Genomic DNA, 18,714 nt, shown 5'->3' on the forward strand with positions numbered 1-18,714 from the left:
CGACGAAAACCGCCATCCGGTCTACAGTAAGCCTTACATCAAACGCGCTTTATTCGCGTTAATCAAACTTCCTGCCTTGATGATTTCACGCTCTTCCGCCGTCAGACTTTCCATATACAGGCTAATTTCACTGACCGACCCATTCTCATACAGTACGTATGCGGTAATCTCGCGACTGCATGCGTCCAGTGCGCGACGAATACCGGGAATGTAAATATAATCACCCACCTCGAAAGACGGCTTCCCGATCATTTGCAGCGGCAGCATTCCCCAGTTGATGACGTTGGAACGGTAACGCTTGGTGGCATATTCCTCGGTGATATTCGCCAGCCCACCAATCACGCGCTGGCAGCTTGCCGCCTGCTCACGCGCGGAACCATCTCCCGGTTTGACGGCATAAATCATGCTGCCAATCCCCGTTTCCAGTGGCACAACATCTTCCTGACCGGCAATCTGACGAATACGGTCGAAGATGGGTGACAATGCGCTGTTTACACCACCAGCCCGTCGCTGTTTTTCCAGCTCAGCAGTAGCTTTACTCCTCCCCACATAACCGGGATCCCGCCGTGAAAGCGTAAATTCCGCCAACCCTAAAGGATTTGAGCGATAGGACGACGTCTCCCCGGATGGGATCAGCTCGTCGGTCGTCGTCACTTCATCAAGAATTTTCGAGGCGACCTTCAACAAAATATTGTCAGTCAGTGCGCCAAGCTCCGGCCAGTCTTTAATATTGGGACCATAGATTAACGCCTGCTGCGTGGCACCTTTCACAAAGCCCTGATACACACGACTTTTATAAGGCGCAGGGTCAAATGCATAGGCCGGAATTTCGTCCCAACAGTCCAGGTCGGTTGCCGGGGTCAGGAATCCGCCGTTTACCGCCGTTGCGGCAATGGAACGCGCGTCCATCAGCGCCACGGCTGACATTTGCCCGTTGCCCGGCTTCGAGCCTTCGCGGTTAGGGAAATTACGTGTGGTATGGCGAATGCTCAGCCCGTTATTGACTGGTGTGTCACCCGCGCCGAAGCAAGGGCCACAGAACGCAGTTCGGATAATGGCGCCCGCGCCCATCAAATCCGCCACCACGCCTTTCTTCGCTAAGTCCATAAACACCGGCTGTGATGAGGGGTAGACCGCCAGCGAGAAGGTGTCGCTACCACAGGATTGACCGCGTAGCGCACTGGCGGCGGCAATCACGTTTTCGTAGTTGCCGCCCGAGCACCCAGCAATGATCCCCTGCTGTACTTTTAAACGCCCATTCTCAACTTTGTCGAGCAGTGAGAGGCTGGCTTTCCCTTGCGCGATACGCGCAGATTCAATTTCGATCCCGCGAAGAATATCGGTGAGATTCTCATTGAGGGTGTCAATTTCATAGACATTGCTGGGGTGGAAAGGCAGCGCGATCATCGGCTTGATGGCGCTCAGATCAACATAAATACAGCCATCGTAATACGCCATCGGCTGCGGGTTCAGCGGGCGATAGTCTTGCTCACGGCCATGTAGCGCCAGCCAACTGCGGGTTTCGTCATCCGTTTGCCAGACGGAGCTCAGACAGGTGGTTTCTGTCGTCATCACATCAACGCTGTTGCGAAAATCTGTGGAGAGAGACTTAATACCCGGACCGACAAACTCCATCACTTTATTTTTGACGTAGCCGTTTTTAAACACCGCGCCGATAATAGCTAGCGCAACATCCTGCGGCCCCACGCCAGGTGCCGGTTTTCCGGTCAGATAGACCGCAACAACGTCAGGATAATCAACATCCCAGGTATCGTTTAACAGCTGCTTGACCAGTTCGCCGCCGCCTTCACCGACTGCCATTGTGCCCAGTGCACCATAGCGCGTATGGCTGTCTGAGCCGAGGATCATTTTTCCGCCGCCGGCCATCATCTCACGCATATATTGATGGATCACCGCAATATGTGGAGGCACAAAAATGCCCCCATAGCGTTGCGCCGCGGACAGCCCGAACAGATGATCGTCACCGTTAATGGTCCCGCCTATCGCACATAATGCGTTATGGCAGTTGGTCAACACGTAAGGCAACGGGAAACGCTCCATGCCTGAAGCTTTCGCTGTCTGAATAATGCCGACAAAGGTAATATCGTGTGACGCTAATGAGTCAAACTTAATTTTAAGCTTGTTCATATCTCCCGACGTATTGTGTGCCGACAGAATCGACCAAGCGATAGTCCCTTTTTTCGCGTGATCTTTTTCGATATGCCCGGAACAATGTTCCTCGGTTAACAGTTCATTGTTTTCGGAGAGAAAGACGCCTTTCTCATATAATTTAATCATCACATACTCCATGGTACAACGCCCGCACAAATACCGTGCACAAAGGCATTGTTAATCAATAAACTTAATAGACTGAATATTGACATGTTATTTACAACATATTCCAGTCAATCAACATGCTCCACCACCATACGCCCAGGGTGATATGCACAATAAAAGTTAAGAATGTCAGCATGCCGCCAACCAGCCACCACGATTTAATGTCGTTATAGCCCACACCGAAAATAACCGGACCCGCCGCGCCGCCATAATGGGTTACCATTCCGCCATATGAGTTAGAGAACAGTAATGCCAGAGCCGTTAACATCAGTGGTGCACCAGAGACATTCGCTAACATGGCAAAGACGGGCATCATCGCCACAATATAAGCGCTACCGGAAGCGAAGAAATAGCGGACAATAATACTCAGGAACAAAATAACGAAGAAGGCTACATTGCTATGATTGTCAAAAGAGAGGTTATTTTTGAACAGTTCAGCTAACCAGTCAAAAAACTTCACTTTCGATAATAAAGAACTCAGGCCAATAATTCCGCCGTACCAAATTAAGGTATTCCAGCCCCCTTTATTTTTTACCACATCATCCCAGGTCACTACGCCCAAGAGGAGCATCGCGCCCATCACTACAATGGCCACCGTTGATTCATCAACGCCGAGGCTTTTACTGAAGATCCACCCTAATAGTGCAAGAACAAAAATGCCCAACAGCATTTTTTCTCGCCCTTTCATCGGCCCCAGTTCCTGGAGCCCGGCTTTGGCGATGGTTTTGTTATCCACTTTGGTAATTTCAGGCGGATACATAAAGTAGATAACTAACGGAGTCAGGAGCAACATCACAATACCAGGTAAACTCGCCGCCAGCGCCCATCCGCCCCAACTTAACTGCAGGTGACAGATATCGTTAATCATTTTCAATGCCAGGATGTTGCCTGCCATGGCGGTAAAAAACATATAGCTGGTGGTTTTGGTGACCATATAGACCGTCATCATCAGGTAGTGGCCAACACGGCGTGGGCTTCTGTCTGGTTCAGACCCCAATGCCACCGCCACGCTATTGATGATTGGCAGCACAATCCCTCCCGCTCGCGCGGTGTTAGATGGTGTTGCTGGCGCCAAAACCAGGTCCAGAAAAACAGTGACGTAGCCTAGCCCCAGTGTGGTATTCCCGATTTTGCCGATTAAAATATAGGCAATGCGCTTGCCCAGACCGGTAGTCACAAACGCAGCACTTAGCGTAAATGCAGAGAAAACCAGCCACGTGGTGCCTGACGCATAACCGCTGAGAACGCTGCTGGTTTTTAGTACGCCGTGACCTAAATTACCGACCACGACCATTGATGCCGCGACGGCAATCAACAACACTACCGGCTCAGGAAAAGGTTTGATCACCAACCCGACAATAGCGGCAAGATAAATACCGAAAAGAACCCAGGCAAGTTCCGTTAATCCTGCTGGTGCAGGAATAATGCCAATAATACAGGGGATCGCCAATATAACGATTAGCTTCCATAATGATTTCACATTCATGTGGTATTCCTGATTTATACGTACAGGCAATCTCGCGAAATAAATCCAGTATCCGCGATGCATAACCGTTTTAATTAACGTTATGCGGGAAGGTAAACCTCACCAGAAAATATTTTCCGGGCGGTGCGAATCACCGAGGCACGAATAGCCGTAGCATCATCACTTTCATTACTCAAATAAATATCCAGTGAGCCACCGGGGTGTTCAATGCTGATATTTCCATACCCTACCCCCGGTGCTACCTGCTGAGTTACCGTCCCAGCAATCACGCAACTGCTGGCAATGGCAATAGCGCCAGTGATCGCCAGCGCTTTATGGCAAGCGTGAGGCATAAAATAGCGCACAGTAATTGCACCACTCTGCTGCGGCGCTGAAATAAGGAAAGGTTTAGGAATGACCATATTGGAAACATCCCCTAACCCCATAGCCAGCCCTGCCTGACAGCGAATAGATTCCATGCGTGCTAATAATTCTGAGTCAGCATCCAGTTCTTCCGGTGATTCATAACCGGTTTTGCCCAGATATTCAGCGGGAATAATCACCACCGGTGTCGCCATATCTATACAGGTCACCGGAACAGTATCAAAATAATCACGATGGTTCCCCGTTGGGAAAATACGTCCTGTTTTGGATCCCGCAGCATTCAGGAACGTGAGTGCCACAGGCGCTGACGTACCCGGTACGCCGTCTATTTTTACCGGGCCTTCATATTCAACAACACCTTGCGGCGTCTGCACATCGGCTTCAATAAATGTATTGGTGTTTATATTGCGAATCCGTACGCGCGTCGTCGGCGCTGTGGCGGCAATCAGCCCATTTTCGATGGCGAATCCCCCGACGGCGGAAAGCATATTGCCGCAGTTTGGCGTGGTATCGACACGTTGTTCATGCACCAAAACCTGAGCAAATAAATAATCAATATCTGCCTGTGGGTCGGTTGAACGGCTGATAATCGCCACTTTACTGGTTAGCGGATTACCCCCACCAATACCGTCGATTTCCAGCGCATTCCCGGAACCCATAATTTTAATCAATACATCATCACGCTGCGTTTTCTCTTGTGGTAGATGTTCTGCTAATAAAAATGCGCCTCTGGAGGTTCCTCCACGCATCATAACGCAAGGTATTTTTTTCACGCCAATGCCCTCAACTATATTATTCATATTAAAGACAGGATTACATGCGTGAAATACGCTGGCTAATGACTTTGTTGTCGTGATTAGTGACTTTTTTTTATTAATTCAAGATTAACAATGGCAGGTAAACTGGTCGCTCTATCAGGACAGAACGTCCCTTAACCTTGTCTGGAGTCGGAATGAAACATGAATTATCGAGCATGAAAGCATTTGTCACGCTGGCAGAGTCCAATTCTTTTAACAATGCGGCTAAGTTACTTAATATTACGCAACCTGCATTAACACGTAGAATAAAGAAAATGGAAGAGTATTTACACACTCAACTATTTGAGAGAACAACCCGCAAAGTCACATTAACAAAAGCAGGCCAGTTGTTATTACCAGAAGCCCGTGAATTAATTAGAACCCTAGATGAAACAATCTTTAATATCAGCAAAATGAATACACACTATCACGGGATGGTGACGTTATCCTGTATCCCTACCGCCGTTTTCTATTTTTTACCGTTGGCGATCGGCAAATTTAATGAGCTATATCCCAATATTAAGGTACGAATTATTGAACAAGGTACGAATAATTGTATGGAATCCGTACTTTGCAACGAGGCTGATTTTGGCATAAACATGAACAACATCACAAATTCTTCCATTGAATTCACCCCGCTGGTTAACGAACCCTTTGTTCTGGCATGTCGACGCGATCATCCGCTCGCCCATAAACAGCTGGTCGAATGGCAAGAACTGGTGAATTGCAAATTAATAGGCGTGCGTTCGTCGAGCGGTAACCGATTGCTGATTGAGCAACACCTGGCAGATAAACCGTGGAAGCTGGATTGGTTTTACGAGGTTCGCCATTTATCCACCTCGCTTGGCCTGGTGGAGGCTGGGCTGGGGGTTTCCGCGTTGCCAGGGTTGGCCATGCCGCACACGTCGCATCCAACGCTGATCGGCATCCCGCTGGTTGAGCCCGTGATTAGGCGCACGTTAGGCGTTATTCGGCGTAAAGATGCGGTGCTCTCTCCTCCCGCTGAACGCTTTTTTTCTCTGCTGTTAAATCTGTGGGCCGAAGAGAAGGACAACTTGTGGCGACCGATTTCCGATCTCCAGGGGAAACAGAGTGCCTGATGGCGGCTAATGCCTTATCAGGCCTACGAAGCGTGTGCTTATCGTAGGCCATTTGGCATAAAGTCTTAGTATGCGTTGATCACGACCCACATCGGGCCTTGTCCAACCGCATAGCGACCTTTCTCGGTCAGCAGTCCCTGCTCACCCGCAATGTCATACACCGCAATGTGGTGCGATTTCTGCCCGGCGGCAATCAGGTATTTTCCGCGGCTGTCGATATTAAAACCACGCGGCTGGGTTTCGGTAGGCTGGAAGCCCTCTTTGGTCAGCACGCTGCCGTCTTCTGACACGCTAAACACCGTAATCAGGCTGGCGGTACGGTCACAGGCATACAGATGACGACCATCAGGCGTGATATGAATATCTGCCGCCCAGCGGGTGTCGGAGAAATCAGCTGGCATCATATCCAGCGTTTGTACGCACTCAATTTTGCCGTGCGGATCGTTCAGTTCCCAGACATCAACCGAACTGTTCAGCTCATTGACGCAATAGGCGTACTGATGATTCGGATGGAACGCCATATGACGCGGTCCCGCGCCCTCTACGGTCGTCACCTCCGCCGGATCCTGTGCGATCAGCTTGCCATCATCACTGAGGCCAAATAGACAGATACGATCCTGCTTCAGTGCGGGAACCCACAGCGTGCGGTTATCCGGAGAGATATTGGCCGAGTGGCACCCGTCCATACCTTCCACTACGTCCACCAGCTCAACCGGTAGGCCATCCTCCAGGCGCGTCACGCTCACGCTGCCTGCGTTGTACGATCCGACAAACACAAAACGACCTTGATGATCGGTCGAAATATGCGTCGGGCTACCCGGCAGCGCAGATTCTGCGGCAAAGGTCAGCGCACCGTCATCCGGCGCAATACGGTAGGCCAGCACGCGAAACTCAGGACGCACGCCAACATACAGATAGCGCTTATCCGGGCTGACGACCATCGGCTGCACCTGACCCGGTACATCAACCACCTGCGTCAGCGTCAGTGAACCGTCGTGGTTCAGGCTCCAGACGTGGATCTGCTGACTTTCAGGGCTGGCGGTATAAACGGTTTGCTTCATGAATGCTCCTTTTACTTTTTGGCAAGTGGCTGCAATTGCCTGACACACGCCTAAGGTAGACGCTTTTAACGGTGAATGCTTAATTAAGACTCAGAATTTTGTCCGGTTGCCGACTCGGTGTACCATGCCCAAAGACACAATTCTCAACCTTAATCTGGAATAACTGATGACCACTCGCGTGATTGCCCTGGATTTAGACGGTACGTTGCTGACCCCGAAAAAAACCTTACTGCCCTCTTCTCTCGAAGCGCTCTCGCGCGCCAGAGAAGCCGGCTACCAACTTATCATTGTCACAGGTCGCCATCACGTTGCTATTCATCCTTTTTATCAGGCACTGGCGCTGGATACACCTGCAATTTGCTGTAATGGCACTTACTTGTATGATTATCAGGCAAAAAAGGTTCTGCAATCCGATCCCCTTCCCGTTGATCAGGCGCTGCAACTGATCGATCTGCTGGAGGCACATCAGATCCACGGTCTGATGTATGTAGACGATGCCATGCTGTATGAGCGCCCGACCGGGCATGTGGTACGTACCGCAAACTGGGCGCAAACCCTGCCGCCGGAGCAGCGTCCCACCTTTACCCAGGTCCCCTCACTGGCGCAGGCCGCACAGGACGTTAACGCCGTCTGGAAATTTGCCCTTACCGACGAAGATATTCCTAAGCTGCAGCAGTTTGGCAAGCACGTTGAGCAACAGCTGGGGCTGGAGTGCGAATGGTCATGGCACGATCAGGTCGACGTGGCCCGCAAAGGCAACAGCAAAGGAAAACGCCTGACCCAGTGGATTGAAGCGCAGGGCGGGTCAATGGAGAATGTCATCGCCTTTGGCGACAACTTTAACGATATCAGTATGCTGGAAGCCGCAGGCACCGGCGTGGCGATGGGCAATGCAGACGACGCGGTCAAAGCCCGCGCCAATATCGTGATTGGTGACAACACCACCGACAGCATCGCCAAATTTATTTATTCTCACCTGCTGTAATCAGGCGGTTATCGACACACTCTTAATTTGCGCGTACAGCCACAGGCCAGGTTTGATGCCCAGTTCATCCCTGGCCCACGGGCTGATCCTCGCCCACAGCGTTTTACCGCCGACCTCAAGCTGCACTTCCACCTGCCCATTGTCGTCATAGCACTGCGCGACCTTGGCGCGCAACACGTTGCGAATACTGGTCTGCTGCGGCGGTTGTAATACCAGTGATACATCCGAGGCCTGAATACGAATACGCAGCGCGGTTTGCAGCGGCTGCTCCAGTTTATTAACCCACAGATGCTGATCGCCCAGCGCCAGCGCGGTCATTGAATAATGCGGATGATGTTCCAGCACGCTGACTTTGAGGATGCTGCTTTGCTGTTCTTTCGGTAGCCAGGGGTGCATCACGCTGCTGCCCCAGACATCCTCCAGCGAGCCAAACGCTTTTACCTGGCCGTTCTCCAGCACCATCACTTTATCGGCCAGATGTAAAATCTCATCCAGCGAATGGCTGACATACAGCATCGGGATGTTGATTTCGCGCGCCAGGCGTTGCAGGTAGGGTAGCAGTTCACGCTTACGCGGAATATCCAGTGACGCCAGCGGCTCGTCAAGCAGCAGCAACTCAGGCGCGGTCAGCAGCGCCCGACCAATGGCCACGCGCTGTTTTTCACCGCCGGAAAGGCTACCAGGCAGGCGCTCAAGTAGCGGTTCAATCCCTAACAACGTCACCAGCTTATCAAACTGCCCGGCCATGCTTTTCGCCATGCCGTAGCGCAGGTTACCGCGCACTTTATAATGCGGGAACAGGCGCGCATCCTGAAAAACGTAGCCAACCCGGCGTTTTTCAGGGGTTAAGCAGATGCCATTTTCTACATCGTTCAACACCCGACCATTGAGCACAATGCGCCCGGACTGCGGCTTCGTCAGTCCGCTAATGGCGTTAATCAGCGAGGTTTTGCCCGCCCCGGACACGCCAAAAATCGCGGTAATGCCAGTGGCGGGTAACGTTTCGTTGAGCGTCAGACAGTGCGAGCCTAACGTCTGGGTGAAATTCAGTTCCAGCATGATTATCGCCCCGTCCGTTCGCGGCTGATGCGCGCCAGCCACTCAGAAATCAGTAGCGAAATTAACGCCAGCACAATAGAAATCATGCAAAGTCTCGCCGCCGCGCTTTCACCGCCAGGAGTCTGGATCAGGGTGTACATCGCCGAAGGGATAGTGCGGGTTTCGCCAGGAATATTGGAAACGAAGGTGATCGTCGCGCCGAACTCGCCGAGCGAGCGGGCAAATGCCAGCACCGTGCCGACAATAATGCCCGGTAGCATCAGCGGCAAGGTGATGGTCAGGAATACGCGCCAGCGACCGGCCCCCAGCGTACGGGCGGCCTGTTCCAGCTTGACGTCCACACCTTCAAGCGCCAGACGGATGGCCCGCACCATCAGCGGGAAAGACATCACCGCCGCCGCCAGCACCGCGCCGCGCCAGCTGAAGGCAAACGTAATACCAAACCAGTCATACAGCCGCTCGCCGATAAATCCGCGTCGCCCCATGGCCACTAACAGCAGATAACCGACCACCACCGGTGGCAGTACCAGTGGCAAGTGCAGCACGCTGTCGAGCAGAGCTTTACCTGGAAACGTGCAGCGCACCAGCAGCCAGGCAAAGAAGATCCCAAACGGCAGGCTGAACAGCACGGCCAGGGAAGAAACTTTCAGGCTCAGTATAACGGCCTGCCATTCAGGATCGCTGAGTATCATTACTTGGTCGTAAATCCATAACGTTTAAAGATTTCAGCAGCCTGCGGTCCTTTCAGGTAATCATAGAACGCGCTGACCGTGGCGTTAGAATGCCCATCAACAATCGCGATAGGGTATTCGACTTTTTTGTGTGAATCTTCCGGGAACGTGGCGACTACTTTGACGCCTTTGCTGGCGACGGCATCGGAACCGTAAACAATCCCCAGCGGCGCTTCGTTACGTTCGACCAGCACCAGTGCGCCGCGTACGTCTTCAGCTGGGGCCAGTTTCGGCGCCAGAGTATCCCATGCGCCCAGTTTTTGCAGCGCTTCTTTGGCATAAATGCCCGCCGGAACATGTTCCGGGTCACCGACCGCCAGACGCCCGCCGTTCAACAGGTTGGTCCAGTTGGTTTTACTGTCGATGGCAAACGCTTTCTGCTCGCTCGCTTTTGGCGCCACGACCACCAGGCTGTTACCGAGCAGCGTTTTACGTGATGCGGTGTCGATAGACTTTTTGTCTACCGCATAATCCATCCATTTCTGGTCGGCAGAAATAAACAGATCGGCGGGTGCACCGGCTTCAATTTGGCGCGCCAGCGTAGAAGACGAGGCAAAAGAGGAGACGACGTCCACGTTCTTCTCTTTTTTATACTGGGCTGCAATGTCCTGCATCGCATTTGTCAGCGACGCCGCGGCGAACACCGTAATTTTGCCTTCATCCGCCAATGCATGCCCGGCAACAGAAAGAGAGAGTGTTGCCCCTGCAAACAAGCGTAACCATGTACGTGCCATCTGTAACTCCTTTGAGCTTCGTTATGTACGAAGCAATATAACGATTAATTCAGGATTTTCCCAGTGGTTATTCGTACCCATCAAAGGTTATATAAAGAAATTATCGGCAGGAAAAGCAGGATCTTGAGAAACTACAGGCACCGAAAACGAGCTGGAAGGCGAAAAAGATAAACGCCCGACTGAGCGGGCGTTTGGGGAATCAATGGTTCTGTTTGGACTGATCTTTCTGACCGATACCGGAGAAAATGTTGAACACTTCACCCAGTCCGTAAATCAGCCCCAGAATGATGGCCATCACCACAGGAACCATGATTACGGCGAATACCAGACTTTTCAATAACTCTAACATGATCAACTCCAGATATAGTCCTTAGCTGTATTTTAACCCCATAACGCAGAATTGCACTCCCCTTTTGTGCGGTCGACTTTGCGCGCGCGCGGTTTTCCGTCACAATATCCCTTTTGCCAGGAGCTTGATATGCAGGCCGAAATCCTTCTTACCCTGAAACTTCAGCAAAAGCTGTTTGCCGATCCCCGCCGCATTTCGCTGCTTAAGCACATTGCGCTTTCCGGCTCTATTAGTCAGGGCGCGAAGGATGCGGGTATCAGTTACAAAAGCGCCTGGGATGCCATCAATGAGATGAACCAGCTCAGTGAGCAAACGCTGGTAGAGCGCGCCACCGGCGGCAAAGGCGGCGGCGGCGCGGTATTAACCCGCTATGGCCAGCGCCTAATCCAACTTTACGATTTGCTGGCACAAATTCAGCAGAAAGCGTTTGATGTCCTGAGCGACGACGACGCCCTGCCGCTGAACAGTTTGCTGGCAGCCATCTCCCGTTTTTCACTGCAAACCAGCGCCCGTAACCAGTGGTTTGGCACCATTACCGCACGCGACCACTCTCAGGTTCAGCAGCATGTTGATGTCCTGCTGGCCGATGGCGAAACGCGGCTGAAAGTCGCGTTGACGGCGCAAAGTGGCGAACGTTTAGGGCTGGATGAGGGTAAAGAAGTGCTGGTCCTGCTGAAGGCGCCATGGGTGGGGATCACCCAGGACGACGCTATCGCCCAGGCGGCTGATAACCAACTACAGGGGACCATCAGCCATATTGAGCGCGGCGCCGAACAGTGCGAAGTGTTAATGGCGCTGCCCGATGGCCAGACGCTGTGCGCCACGGTTCCGTCGGAAGACGCCGCGACGCTGCAAGAAGGCGCTAACGTCACCGCGTATTTCAACGCCGACAGAGTGATTATTGCCACGTTGTGTTGAGTCGATTGACATCGGCTCGCAGAACACGTATCCCTGTTGTTCATTGCTGCAAAACATGGGATATAAAATGTCATCGTTGCAAATTTCGCAAGGCACGTTTCGTCTGAGCGACACAAAAACGCTCCAGTTGAATACGTTGACGTTGAACGCGGGGGATAGCTGGGCGTTTGTCGGTTCTAACGGCAGTGGGAAATCCGCGTTAGCGCGTGCGCTGGCGGGGGAATTGCCGCCGTTAAAAGGCGAGCGCCGCTGTCAGTTCACGCGTATCACCCGACTCTCCTTTGAGCAGTTGCAACAACTGGTCAGCGACGAATGGCAGCGTAATAACACCGATCTCCTCAGCCCCGGCGAAGACGACACCGGACGCACGACGGCAGAAATCATTCTCGATGAAATCAAAAATCCAGCGCGCTGCAAAGCGCTGGCGCAGCAGTTTGGCATTGCGCATCTGCTCGACAGGCGTTTCAAATACCTCTCTACCGGCGAAACACGTAAAACCCTGCTTTGTCAGGCGCTGATGTCGGAACCGGAATTGCTGATCCTGGATGAACCGTTTGACGGGCTGGACGTTGCGTCACGTCATCAGTTAGCGGATTTGCTCGCCACGTTGCATCAGGCAGGTATTACGCTGGTGCTGGTCCTCAACCGCTTTGATGAGATTCCAGAATTCGTGCAGTTTGCTGGCGTCCTCGCGGATTGCACCCTGACTGAAACCGGCGAGAAAGCCGGTTTACTGCAACAGGCATTGATAGCCCAGCTTGCGCATAGCGAACAACTGGCCGGGATTACATTACCCGAACCCGATGAACCCTCTGTTCGCCGTACGTTGGCCGATCACGAGCCGCGTATTGTGCTCAACGATGGCGTGGTCTCGTATAACGATCGCCCTATTCTGCATCACTTGAGCTGGCAGGTGAATCCAGGCGAACACTGGCAAATTGTCGGCCCAAATGGCGCGGGGAAATCCACCCTGCTCAGCTTAATCACCGGCGATCACCCACAGGGTTACAGCAACGCACTGACGCTGTTTGGTCGTCGTCGCGGCAGCGGTGAAACCATCTGGGATATTAAAAAACACATTGGCTATGTCAGCAGCAGCCTGCACCTCGAGTACCGCGTCAGTACCACGGTACGCAACGTGATCCTCTCTGGTTATTTTGATTCGATCGGTATCTACCAGGCGGTTTCTGACCGGCAGCGTAAGCTGGTACAGCAGTGGTTAGACATTCTGGGCATCGATAAGCGTACTGCCGACGCGCCGTTTCACAGCCTTTCCTGGGGTCAGCAGCGACTGGCGCTGATTGTTCGCGCGCTGGTTAAGCACCCTACTCTGTTAATCCTCGATGAACCCTTGCAGGGGCTGGATCCGCTGAATCGCCAGTTGATCCGCCGTTTTGTTGATGTGCTGATCGGCGAAGGTGATACCCAGTTGCTGTTCGTTTCTCACCACGCCGAGGATGCGCCAGCCTGTATTACGCATCGACTGGAGTTTGTGCCTGACGGCGAGATCTATGGCTATCGACAAACGTCCCTGGAATAATTTTCGCTGAAAAGTGCGTTTGCACGTCATGAAAGTCAGCTAAATAAGTACGGAGAACGTATTAGTCTGGAGCAGGATTCCGTTCACTTCATGTTCATCTCGCCCCTGATACTGATATACCTGTGAACGCGCAAGGGAGGCTCACCGCCACCTCCCTTGCAACCCAGGCTCCCGGCACGGAAAATCGTCGCTACGCGATTCATTCGGCTTTTGCCGTCTGCCTATCGGGTCGGTGCCGAGCCTACATCCCTGCAGGCCGTCCCCTCCGCCCGCTTCCCTGCGGGCGGTCCCTGTCAGCCGTCAACACCTCATCGATTTTCAGCCGGACCAAGGTGTCGCTTCAACACGCTGACTTTCAGCCAAATCCATTTCGCTGTTTAAACATGTTCAAATAAAAACTCAGGTGGTCAGGTGCGGACTGGTCCGGCTGAAAATTACTGACGTTCTTCCGTAAGGCCGGGAGAACCCGCAGGGATGCGGGTTCAGGGCGCGCTTTACAGGGACGTTTCCTCGCGCCCGGCCCGGTAGCCTGAAGGAATAAACGGAGGGAACCACAAAGTGGCAATTTTCCTTGCCGGGAGCCGGGATTGTAAAGGGCGTGGCGGAAGACGCCCTTTACCCGTTCACAGGGGATTGTGGCATCAGAGAAGCAATGAACATGAAGTGAACGGAACGATTTCCCCGAGATGGCATATTTATTGTTCCATACCAGCGCGTACTCATTCGTCGCGACATATGCTGTTAACTGACGTGCTGTACGCATTGGACGCCCATTTTTTTACCTGCTTTTTCGGATAAATGGCGCAGTCGTGAACAAACCCTATGATTTACAATTAAAAAAATGGTGGTAAACGGTGAAAACACTGAAGTGTAAACGATTCCACTAATTTATTCCATGTCACACTTTTCGCATCTTTGTTATGCTAGGATCATTCCATACCATAGGCTTAACGGAGCGAATTATGAGAGTATTGGTTACAGGTGGTAGCGGTTACATCGGAAGCCACACGTGCGTGCAGTTACTGAAAAACGGTCACGACGTAGTGATCCTTGATAACCTCTGCAACAGTAAGCGCAGCGTACTGCCCGTTATCGAGCGTTTAGGCACGAAGCATCCGACCTTCATTGAAGGGGATATCCGCAACGAAGCGCTGATCACCGAAATTCTCCACGATCACGCCATTGATACGGTCATTCACTTTGCCGGTCTGAAGGCCGTAGGTGAGTCTGTTGCCAAACCGCTGGAATACTACGACAACAACGTCAACGGTACCCTGCGTCTGGTAAACGCGATGCGCGCCGCCAACGTCAAGAACTTCATCTTCAGCTCCTCAGCCACAGTCTATGGCGATCAGCCGCAAATTCCTTACGTTGAAAGCTTCCCAACCGGAACCCCGCAAAGCCCGTACGGCAAAAGCAAACTGATGGTCGAGCAGATCCTGACCGATCTGCAAAAAGCCCAGCCAGAGTGGAGCATCGCGCTGCTGCGCTACTTCAACCCGGTTGGCGCACATCCGTCAGGCGATATGGGCGAAGATCCGCAGGGCATTCCCAACAACCTGATGCCTTACATTGCTCAAGTTGCCGTTGGCCGCCGCGAGTCGCTTGCGGTATTTGGCAACGACTACCCTACCGAAGATGGTACCGGCGTTCGCGATTACATCCACGTGATGGATCTCGCCGACGGGCACGTTGTCGCTATGGAAAAACTAGCGGGTAAACAAGGTGTGCATATTTATAACCTCGGCGCGGGCGTCGGCAGCAGCGTACTGGACGTGGTCAACGCCTTCAGCAAAGCCTGTGGTAAACCGATTAACTACCATTTTGCACCGCGTCGTGACGGCGATCTTCCCGCCTATTGGGCAGATGCCAGCAAAGCCGATCGCGAATTAAACTGGCGCGTAACCCGCACGCTGGACGAAATGGCACAAGACACCTGGCACTGGCAGTCACGCCATCCGCAAGGATATTCGGATTAAGGACACGTCATGACGCAATTCAATCCTGTCGATCATCCACACCGCCGCTTTAACCCGCTTACCGGGCAGTGGATCCTCGTCTCACCACATCGCGCCAAACGCCCCTGGCAAGGGGCGCAGGAGACACCGTCTAAGCAGGTTCTCCCTGCACATGACCCGGACTGCTTCCTGTGTGCAGGTAACACGCGCGTAACCGGTGATAAAAACCCGGATTACACCGGCACCTACGTCTTTACCAATGATTTTGCCGCGCTGATGTCCGACACCCCGGACGCACCGGACAGTCACGATCCGTTGATGCGCTGTCAGAGTGCACGTGGAACCAGCCGTGTCATTTGCTTCTCACCCGATCACAGCAAAACGCTGCCGGAACTCAGCGTGCCTGCGCTGACGGAGATTGTGAAAACGTGGCAGACACAAACGGCCGATCTGGGGAAAACCTATCCCTGGGTACAAGTGTTTGAAAATAAAGGCGCAGCGATGGGGTGTTCGAACCCACATCCGCACGGTCAGATTTGGGCCAATAGCTTCCTGCCCAATGAAGCAGAGCGTGAAGACCGCCTGCAAAAAGACTATTTCGCTGAGCAAGGCAAACCGATGCTGGTCGATTACGTCCAGCGTGAACAGGCAGACGGCAGCCGCACGGTGGTGGAAACCGAGCACTGGCTGGCGGTCGTGCCTTACTGGGCGGCATGGCCGTTTGAAACGCTGCTACTGCCTAAAGCACATGTGCTGCGTATTACCGATTTGACCGACGCGCAGCGTGCCGACCTGGCGCTGGCGCTGAAGAAACTGACCAGCCGTTACGACAATCTGTTCCAGTGTTCTTTCCCTTATTCCATGGGCTGGCACGGCGCACCGTTTAATGGCGAAGAGAATCAACACTGGCAGCTGCACGCGCATTTTTATCCGCCCCTGCTGCGTTCCGCGACCGTGCGTAAATTTATGGTCGGTTATGAAATGCTGGCGGAAACCCAGCGCGACCTGACGGCAGAACAAGCCGCCGAGCGTTTGCGTGCGGTCAGTGACATCCATTTTCGCGAATCCGGAGTTTAAAAAATGAGTCTGAAAGAAAAAACACAATCTCTGTTTGCTGAAACATTTGGCTACCCTGCCACCCATACGATTCAGGCGCCCGGTCGCGTCAACCTGATTGGCGAACATACCGACTATAACGACGGCTTCGTTCTGCCTTGCGCCATCGACTACCAAACCGTGATCAGCTGCGCGACGCGTGACGATCGCATCGTGCGCGTGATTGCCGCTGACTACGAGAATCAGGTTGATGAGTTTTCTCTCGACGCGCCGATTATCGCCCATGACAGCCAGCAGTGGTCGAACTATGTCCGCGGCGTGGTAAAACACCTGCAAAAGCGTAATAGCGCCTTTGGCGGTGCCGATCTGGTGATCAGCGGCAATGTACCGCAGGGCGCTGGCTTAAGCTCCTCAGCGTCGCTGGAAGTAGCGGTCGGCACCGTGTTCCAGCAGCTTTATCACCTGCCGCTCGACGGCGCGCAGATTGCCCTGAACGGTCAGGAAGCCGAAAACCAGTTCGTCGGCTGCAACTGCGGCATCATGGATCAGCTGATTTCCGCGCTGGGCAAGAAAGATCATGCGCTGCTGATCGACTGCCGTACGCTGGGTACCAAAGCGGTCTCCATGCCTGAGGGCGTCGCCGTGGTGATCATTAACAGTAACTTTAAGCGTACGCTGGTCGGCAGTGAGTACAACACCCGTCGCGAGCAGTGCGAAACCGGCGCGCGCTTCTTCCAGCAGCCCGCGCTGCGTGATGTCAGCCTTGAGGCATTCAACGCCGTCGCCCATGAGTTGGACCCGATCGTCGCCAAACGCGTCCGCCACGTGATCACCGAAAATGCCCGTACCGTGGAAGCCGCTGATGCCCTGGCAAAAGGTGACCTGCTGCGCATGGGCCAGTTGATGGCGGAATCTCACGCCTCCATGCGCGATGACTTTGAAATTACCGTGCCGCAAATTGATACCTTGGTGGAGATCGTCAAAGCGACCATCGACTCCCAGGGCGGCGTGCGCATGACCGGCGGCGGCTTCGGCGGCTGCATTGTGGCGCTGATCCCTGAAGCGTTGGTTCCTGCAGTACAGCAGGCTGTCGCTGCGCAGTACGAAGCGAAAACCGGTATCAAAGAAACCTTCTATGTGTGTAAACCTTCACAAGGAGCCGGACAGTGCTAAACGAAATTCCCGTCATGGCCCCCGATGGCCAGCCGTTTCGTCTGCTGACCCTGCGTAATGACGCAGGGATGGTGGTCAACCTGATGGACTGGGGCGCAACGCTGTTGTCGGCCCGCATTCCTCTGAGCGATGGTAGCGTGCGTGAAGCATTGCTCGGCTGCGCCAGCCCGGAGCAATATCCTGATCAGGCTGCGTTTCTGGGGGCATCGATTGGCCGCTACGCGAACCGTATCGCCAACAGCCGTTATACCTTCGCTGGTGAAACCATTGAATTACTGCCAAGCCAGGGTGAAAATCAGCTGCACGGCGGGCCGGACGGTTTCGATAAACGTCGCTGGCAGATAGTGAATCAGAATGATCGTCAGGTGCTGTTCGCACTGACCTCTGACGATGGCGACCAGGGTTTCCCAGGCCACCTTTGCGCGACAGCGCAGTATCGCCTGACCGACGACAATCGCATTTCAATCACCTATCGCGCGACGGTCGATAAGCCCTGCCCGGTGAATCTGACCAACCACGTTTATTTCAACCTCGACGGTGATAAAACCGATGTCCGCCAGCATAAGCTGCAGATCCTCGCCGACACGTATCTGCCGGTTGATGCGATGGGTATCCCACACGAGGGTCTAAAGCCAGTGGCGGGCACTTCTTTTGACTTCCGTACGCCAAAAGTTATCGCCAGCGAATTTCTGACCGATGACGATCAGCGCCACGTAAAAGGTTACGATCACGCTTTCCTGCTACAGGCACAAGGTGATGTCCGTAAGCCGGTCGCGCTGCTGTGGTCGCAGGATGAAAAATTGCAGATGGAGGTCTACACCTCGGCCCCGGCTTTGCAGTTCTACTCCGGGAATTTCCTCGGCGGCACGCCGTCCCGTGGCCCAGAGGCGTACGCCGACTGGCAAGGTCTGGCGCTGGAAAGCGAGTTTCTGCCGGACAGCCCGAACCATCCGGAATGGCCGCAACCGGACTGCTTCCTGCGCCCGGGCGAAGAGTACGCCAGCGTGACGGAATACCGGTTTATTCCGGCCTGACGACTAACCATGACGAGTCCAGTATCGGGCTCG

General features: G+C 53.4%; 16 protein-coding genes. 8 read left to right on the forward strand and 8 right to left on the reverse strand.

Going from position 1 to position 18,714, the window contains the following annotated elements; genetic code table 11:
- Positions 1 to 33 precede the first annotated feature (33 nt).
- The 3 genes from FDX22_RS10145 to FDX22_RS10155 all read right to left on the reverse strand — a co-directional run bounded on the left by FDX22_RS10145 (position 34) and on the right by FDX22_RS10155 (position 4,959).
- Positions 34 to 2,298: a hydratase gene (locus FDX22_RS10145; RefSeq protein ID WP_146717142.1), complete on the reverse strand. Its 2,265-nt coding sequence runs from the start codon at positions 2,296 to 2,298 to the stop codon at positions 34 to 36.
- A 91-nt stretch (positions 2,299 to 2,389) separates the two neighbouring features.
- Positions 2,390 to 3,823 carry an anion permease gene (locus FDX22_RS10150; protein WP_117341659.1) on the reverse strand — a complete coding sequence of 478 codons (1,434 nt, stop codon included), beginning with the start codon at positions 3,821 to 3,823 and terminating at the stop codon, positions 2,390 to 2,392.
- An 80-nt stretch (positions 3,824 to 3,903) separates the two neighbouring features.
- Positions 3,904 to 4,959, reverse strand: a complete 1,056-nt coding sequence (locus FDX22_RS10155; protein ID WP_146717143.1) for a 4-oxalomesaconate tautomerase — start codon at positions 4,957 to 4,959, stop codon at positions 3,904 to 3,906.
- A 179-nt stretch (positions 4,960 to 5,138) separates the two neighbouring features.
- Here FDX22_RS10155 and FDX22_RS10160 point away from each other — a divergent pair, with 179 nt between their 5' ends.
- Positions 5,139 to 6,083 carry a LysR family transcriptional regulator gene (locus FDX22_RS10160; protein WP_115259017.1) on the forward strand — a complete coding sequence of 315 codons (945 nt, stop codon included), beginning with the start codon at positions 5,139 to 5,141 and terminating at the stop codon, positions 6,081 to 6,083.
- 65 nt (positions 6,084 to 6,148) lie between these two features.
- Here FDX22_RS10160 and pgl read toward each other — a convergent pair whose 3' ends face one another.
- Entirely contained in the window at positions 6,149 to 7,144 is a 996-nt protein-coding gene (gene pgl, locus FDX22_RS10165; protein WP_115259018.1) for a 6-phosphogluconolactonase, read from the reverse strand.
- 166 nt (positions 7,145 to 7,310) lie between these two features.
- Between pgl and FDX22_RS10170 the strand changes: the two genes are divergently transcribed.
- Complete coding sequence (locus FDX22_RS10170; RefSeq protein WP_115259019.1) at positions 7,311 to 8,129, forward strand: pyridoxal phosphatase; 819 nt, start codon at positions 7,311 to 7,313, stop codon at positions 8,127 to 8,129.
- Here FDX22_RS10170 and modC read toward each other — a convergent pair whose 3' ends face one another.
- From modC to FDX22_RS10190, 4 genes are all read right to left on the reverse strand, one after another.
- Entirely contained in the window at positions 8,130 to 9,188 is a 1,059-nt protein-coding gene (modC, locus tag FDX22_RS10175) for a molybdenum ABC transporter ATP-binding protein ModC (RefSeq protein WP_115259020.1), read from the reverse strand.
- 2 nt (positions 9,189 to 9,190) lie between these two features.
- Positions 9,191 to 9,880: a molybdate ABC transporter permease subunit gene (modB, locus tag FDX22_RS10180; RefSeq protein ID WP_117341655.1), complete on the reverse strand. Its 690-nt coding sequence runs from the start codon at positions 9,878 to 9,880 to the stop codon at positions 9,191 to 9,193.
- Positions 9,880 to 10,653: a molybdate ABC transporter substrate-binding protein gene (modA, locus tag FDX22_RS10185; RefSeq protein ID WP_146717144.1), complete on the reverse strand. Its 774-nt coding sequence runs from the start codon at positions 10,651 to 10,653 to the stop codon at positions 9,880 to 9,882. The genes modB and modA overlap by 1 nt, the downstream gene beginning before the upstream one ends.
- Positions 10,654 to 10,852: 199 nt before the next feature.
- Positions 10,853 to 11,002 (reverse strand): AcrZ family multidrug efflux pump-associated protein, encoded by a 150-nt coding sequence (locus tag FDX22_RS10190; RefSeq protein WP_085047482.1) that lies wholly within the window; start codon positions 11,000 to 11,002, stop codon positions 10,853 to 10,855.
- A gap of 129 nt (positions 11,003 to 11,131) precedes the next feature.
- Between FDX22_RS10190 and modE the strand changes: the two genes are divergently transcribed.
- From modE to galM, 6 genes are all read left to right on the forward strand, one after another.
- A complete protein-coding gene (gene modE / locus FDX22_RS10195) occupies positions 11,132 to 11,920 on the forward strand; it encodes a molybdenum-dependent transcriptional regulator (protein WP_096757798.1) in 789 nt (262 codons plus the stop codon).
- Between the two features lie 67 nt (positions 11,921 to 11,987).
- The gene (modF, locus tag FDX22_RS10200; protein WP_146717145.1) at positions 11,988 to 13,460 is read left to right on the forward strand and encodes a molybdate ABC transporter ATP-binding protein ModF; all 1,473 of its coding nucleotides are present in this window, start codon (positions 11,988 to 11,990) and stop codon (positions 13,458 to 13,460) included.
- A gap of 962 nt (positions 13,461 to 14,422) precedes the next feature.
- Positions 14,423 to 15,439: a UDP-glucose 4-epimerase GalE gene (gene galE / locus FDX22_RS10205; RefSeq protein WP_096757802.1), complete on the forward strand. Its 1,017-nt coding sequence runs from the start codon at positions 14,423 to 14,425 to the stop codon at positions 15,437 to 15,439.
- Positions 15,440 to 15,448: 9 nt separating this feature from the next.
- A complete protein-coding gene (galT, locus tag FDX22_RS10210) occupies positions 15,449 to 16,495 on the forward strand; it encodes a galactose-1-phosphate uridylyltransferase (RefSeq protein ID WP_135912373.1) in 1,047 nt (348 codons plus the stop codon).
- 3 nt (positions 16,496 to 16,498) lie between these two features.
- Positions 16,499 to 17,647 (forward strand): galactokinase, encoded by a 1,149-nt coding sequence (galK, locus tag FDX22_RS10215; RefSeq protein ID WP_146717146.1) that lies wholly within the window; start codon positions 16,499 to 16,501, stop codon positions 17,645 to 17,647.
- Complete coding sequence (galM, locus tag FDX22_RS10220) at positions 17,641 to 18,681, forward strand: galactose-1-epimerase (RefSeq protein WP_146717147.1); 1,041 nt, start codon at positions 17,641 to 17,643, stop codon at positions 18,679 to 18,681. The genes galK and galM overlap by 7 nt, the downstream gene beginning before the upstream one ends.
- Positions 18,682 to 18,714: the final 33 nt, after the last annotated feature.

The organism is Citrobacter sp. TBCS-14 (assembly GCF_005280805.1).
Lineage (GTDB): Bacteria > Pseudomonadota > Gammaproteobacteria > Enterobacterales > Enterobacteriaceae > Citrobacter > Citrobacter gillenii.

Coding starts and splice junctions, on each gene's coding strand:
- FDX22_RS10145 (WP_146717142.1), bottom strand. CDS start 2,298: ATGATTAAATTATATGAGAAAGGCGTCTTTCTCTCCGAAAACAATGAA.
- FDX22_RS10150 (WP_117341659.1), bottom strand. CDS start 3,823: ATGAATGTGAAATCATTATGGAAGCTAATCGTTATATTGGCGATCCCC.
- FDX22_RS10160 (WP_115259017.1), top strand. CDS start 5,139: ATGAAACATGAATTATCGAGCATGAAAGCATTTGTCACGCTGGCAGAG.
- pgl (WP_115259018.1), bottom strand. CDS start 7,144: ATGAAGCAAACCGTTTATACCGCCAGCCCTGAAAGTCAGCAGATCCAC.
- FDX22_RS10170 (WP_115259019.1), top strand. CDS start 7,311: ATGACCACTCGCGTGATTGCCCTGGATTTAGACGGTACGTTGCTGACC.
- modC (WP_115259020.1), bottom strand. CDS start 9,188: ATGCTGGAACTGAATTTCACCCAGACGTTAGGCTCGCACTGTCTGACG.
- modB (WP_117341655.1), bottom strand. CDS start 9,880: ATGATACTCAGCGATCCTGAATGGCAGGCCGTTATACTGAGCCTGAAA.
- modA (WP_146717144.1), bottom strand. CDS start 10,653: ATGGCACGTACATGGTTACGCTTGTTTGCAGGGGCAACACTCTCTCTT.
- FDX22_RS10190 (WP_085047482.1), bottom strand. CDS start 11,002: ATGTTAGAGTTATTGAAAAGTCTGGTATTCGCCGTAATCATGGTTCCT.
- modE (WP_096757798.1), top strand. CDS start 11,132: ATGCAGGCCGAAATCCTTCTTACCCTGAAACTTCAGCAAAAGCTGTTT.
- modF (WP_146717145.1), top strand. CDS start 11,988: ATGTCATCGTTGCAAATTTCGCAAGGCACGTTTCGTCTGAGCGACACA.
- galE (WP_096757802.1), top strand. CDS start 14,423: ATGAGAGTATTGGTTACAGGTGGTAGCGGTTACATCGGAAGCCACACG.
- galT (WP_135912373.1), top strand. CDS start 15,449: ATGACGCAATTCAATCCTGTCGATCATCCACACCGCCGCTTTAACCCG.
- galK (WP_146717146.1), top strand. CDS start 16,499: ATGAGTCTGAAAGAAAAAACACAATCTCTGTTTGCTGAAACATTTGGC.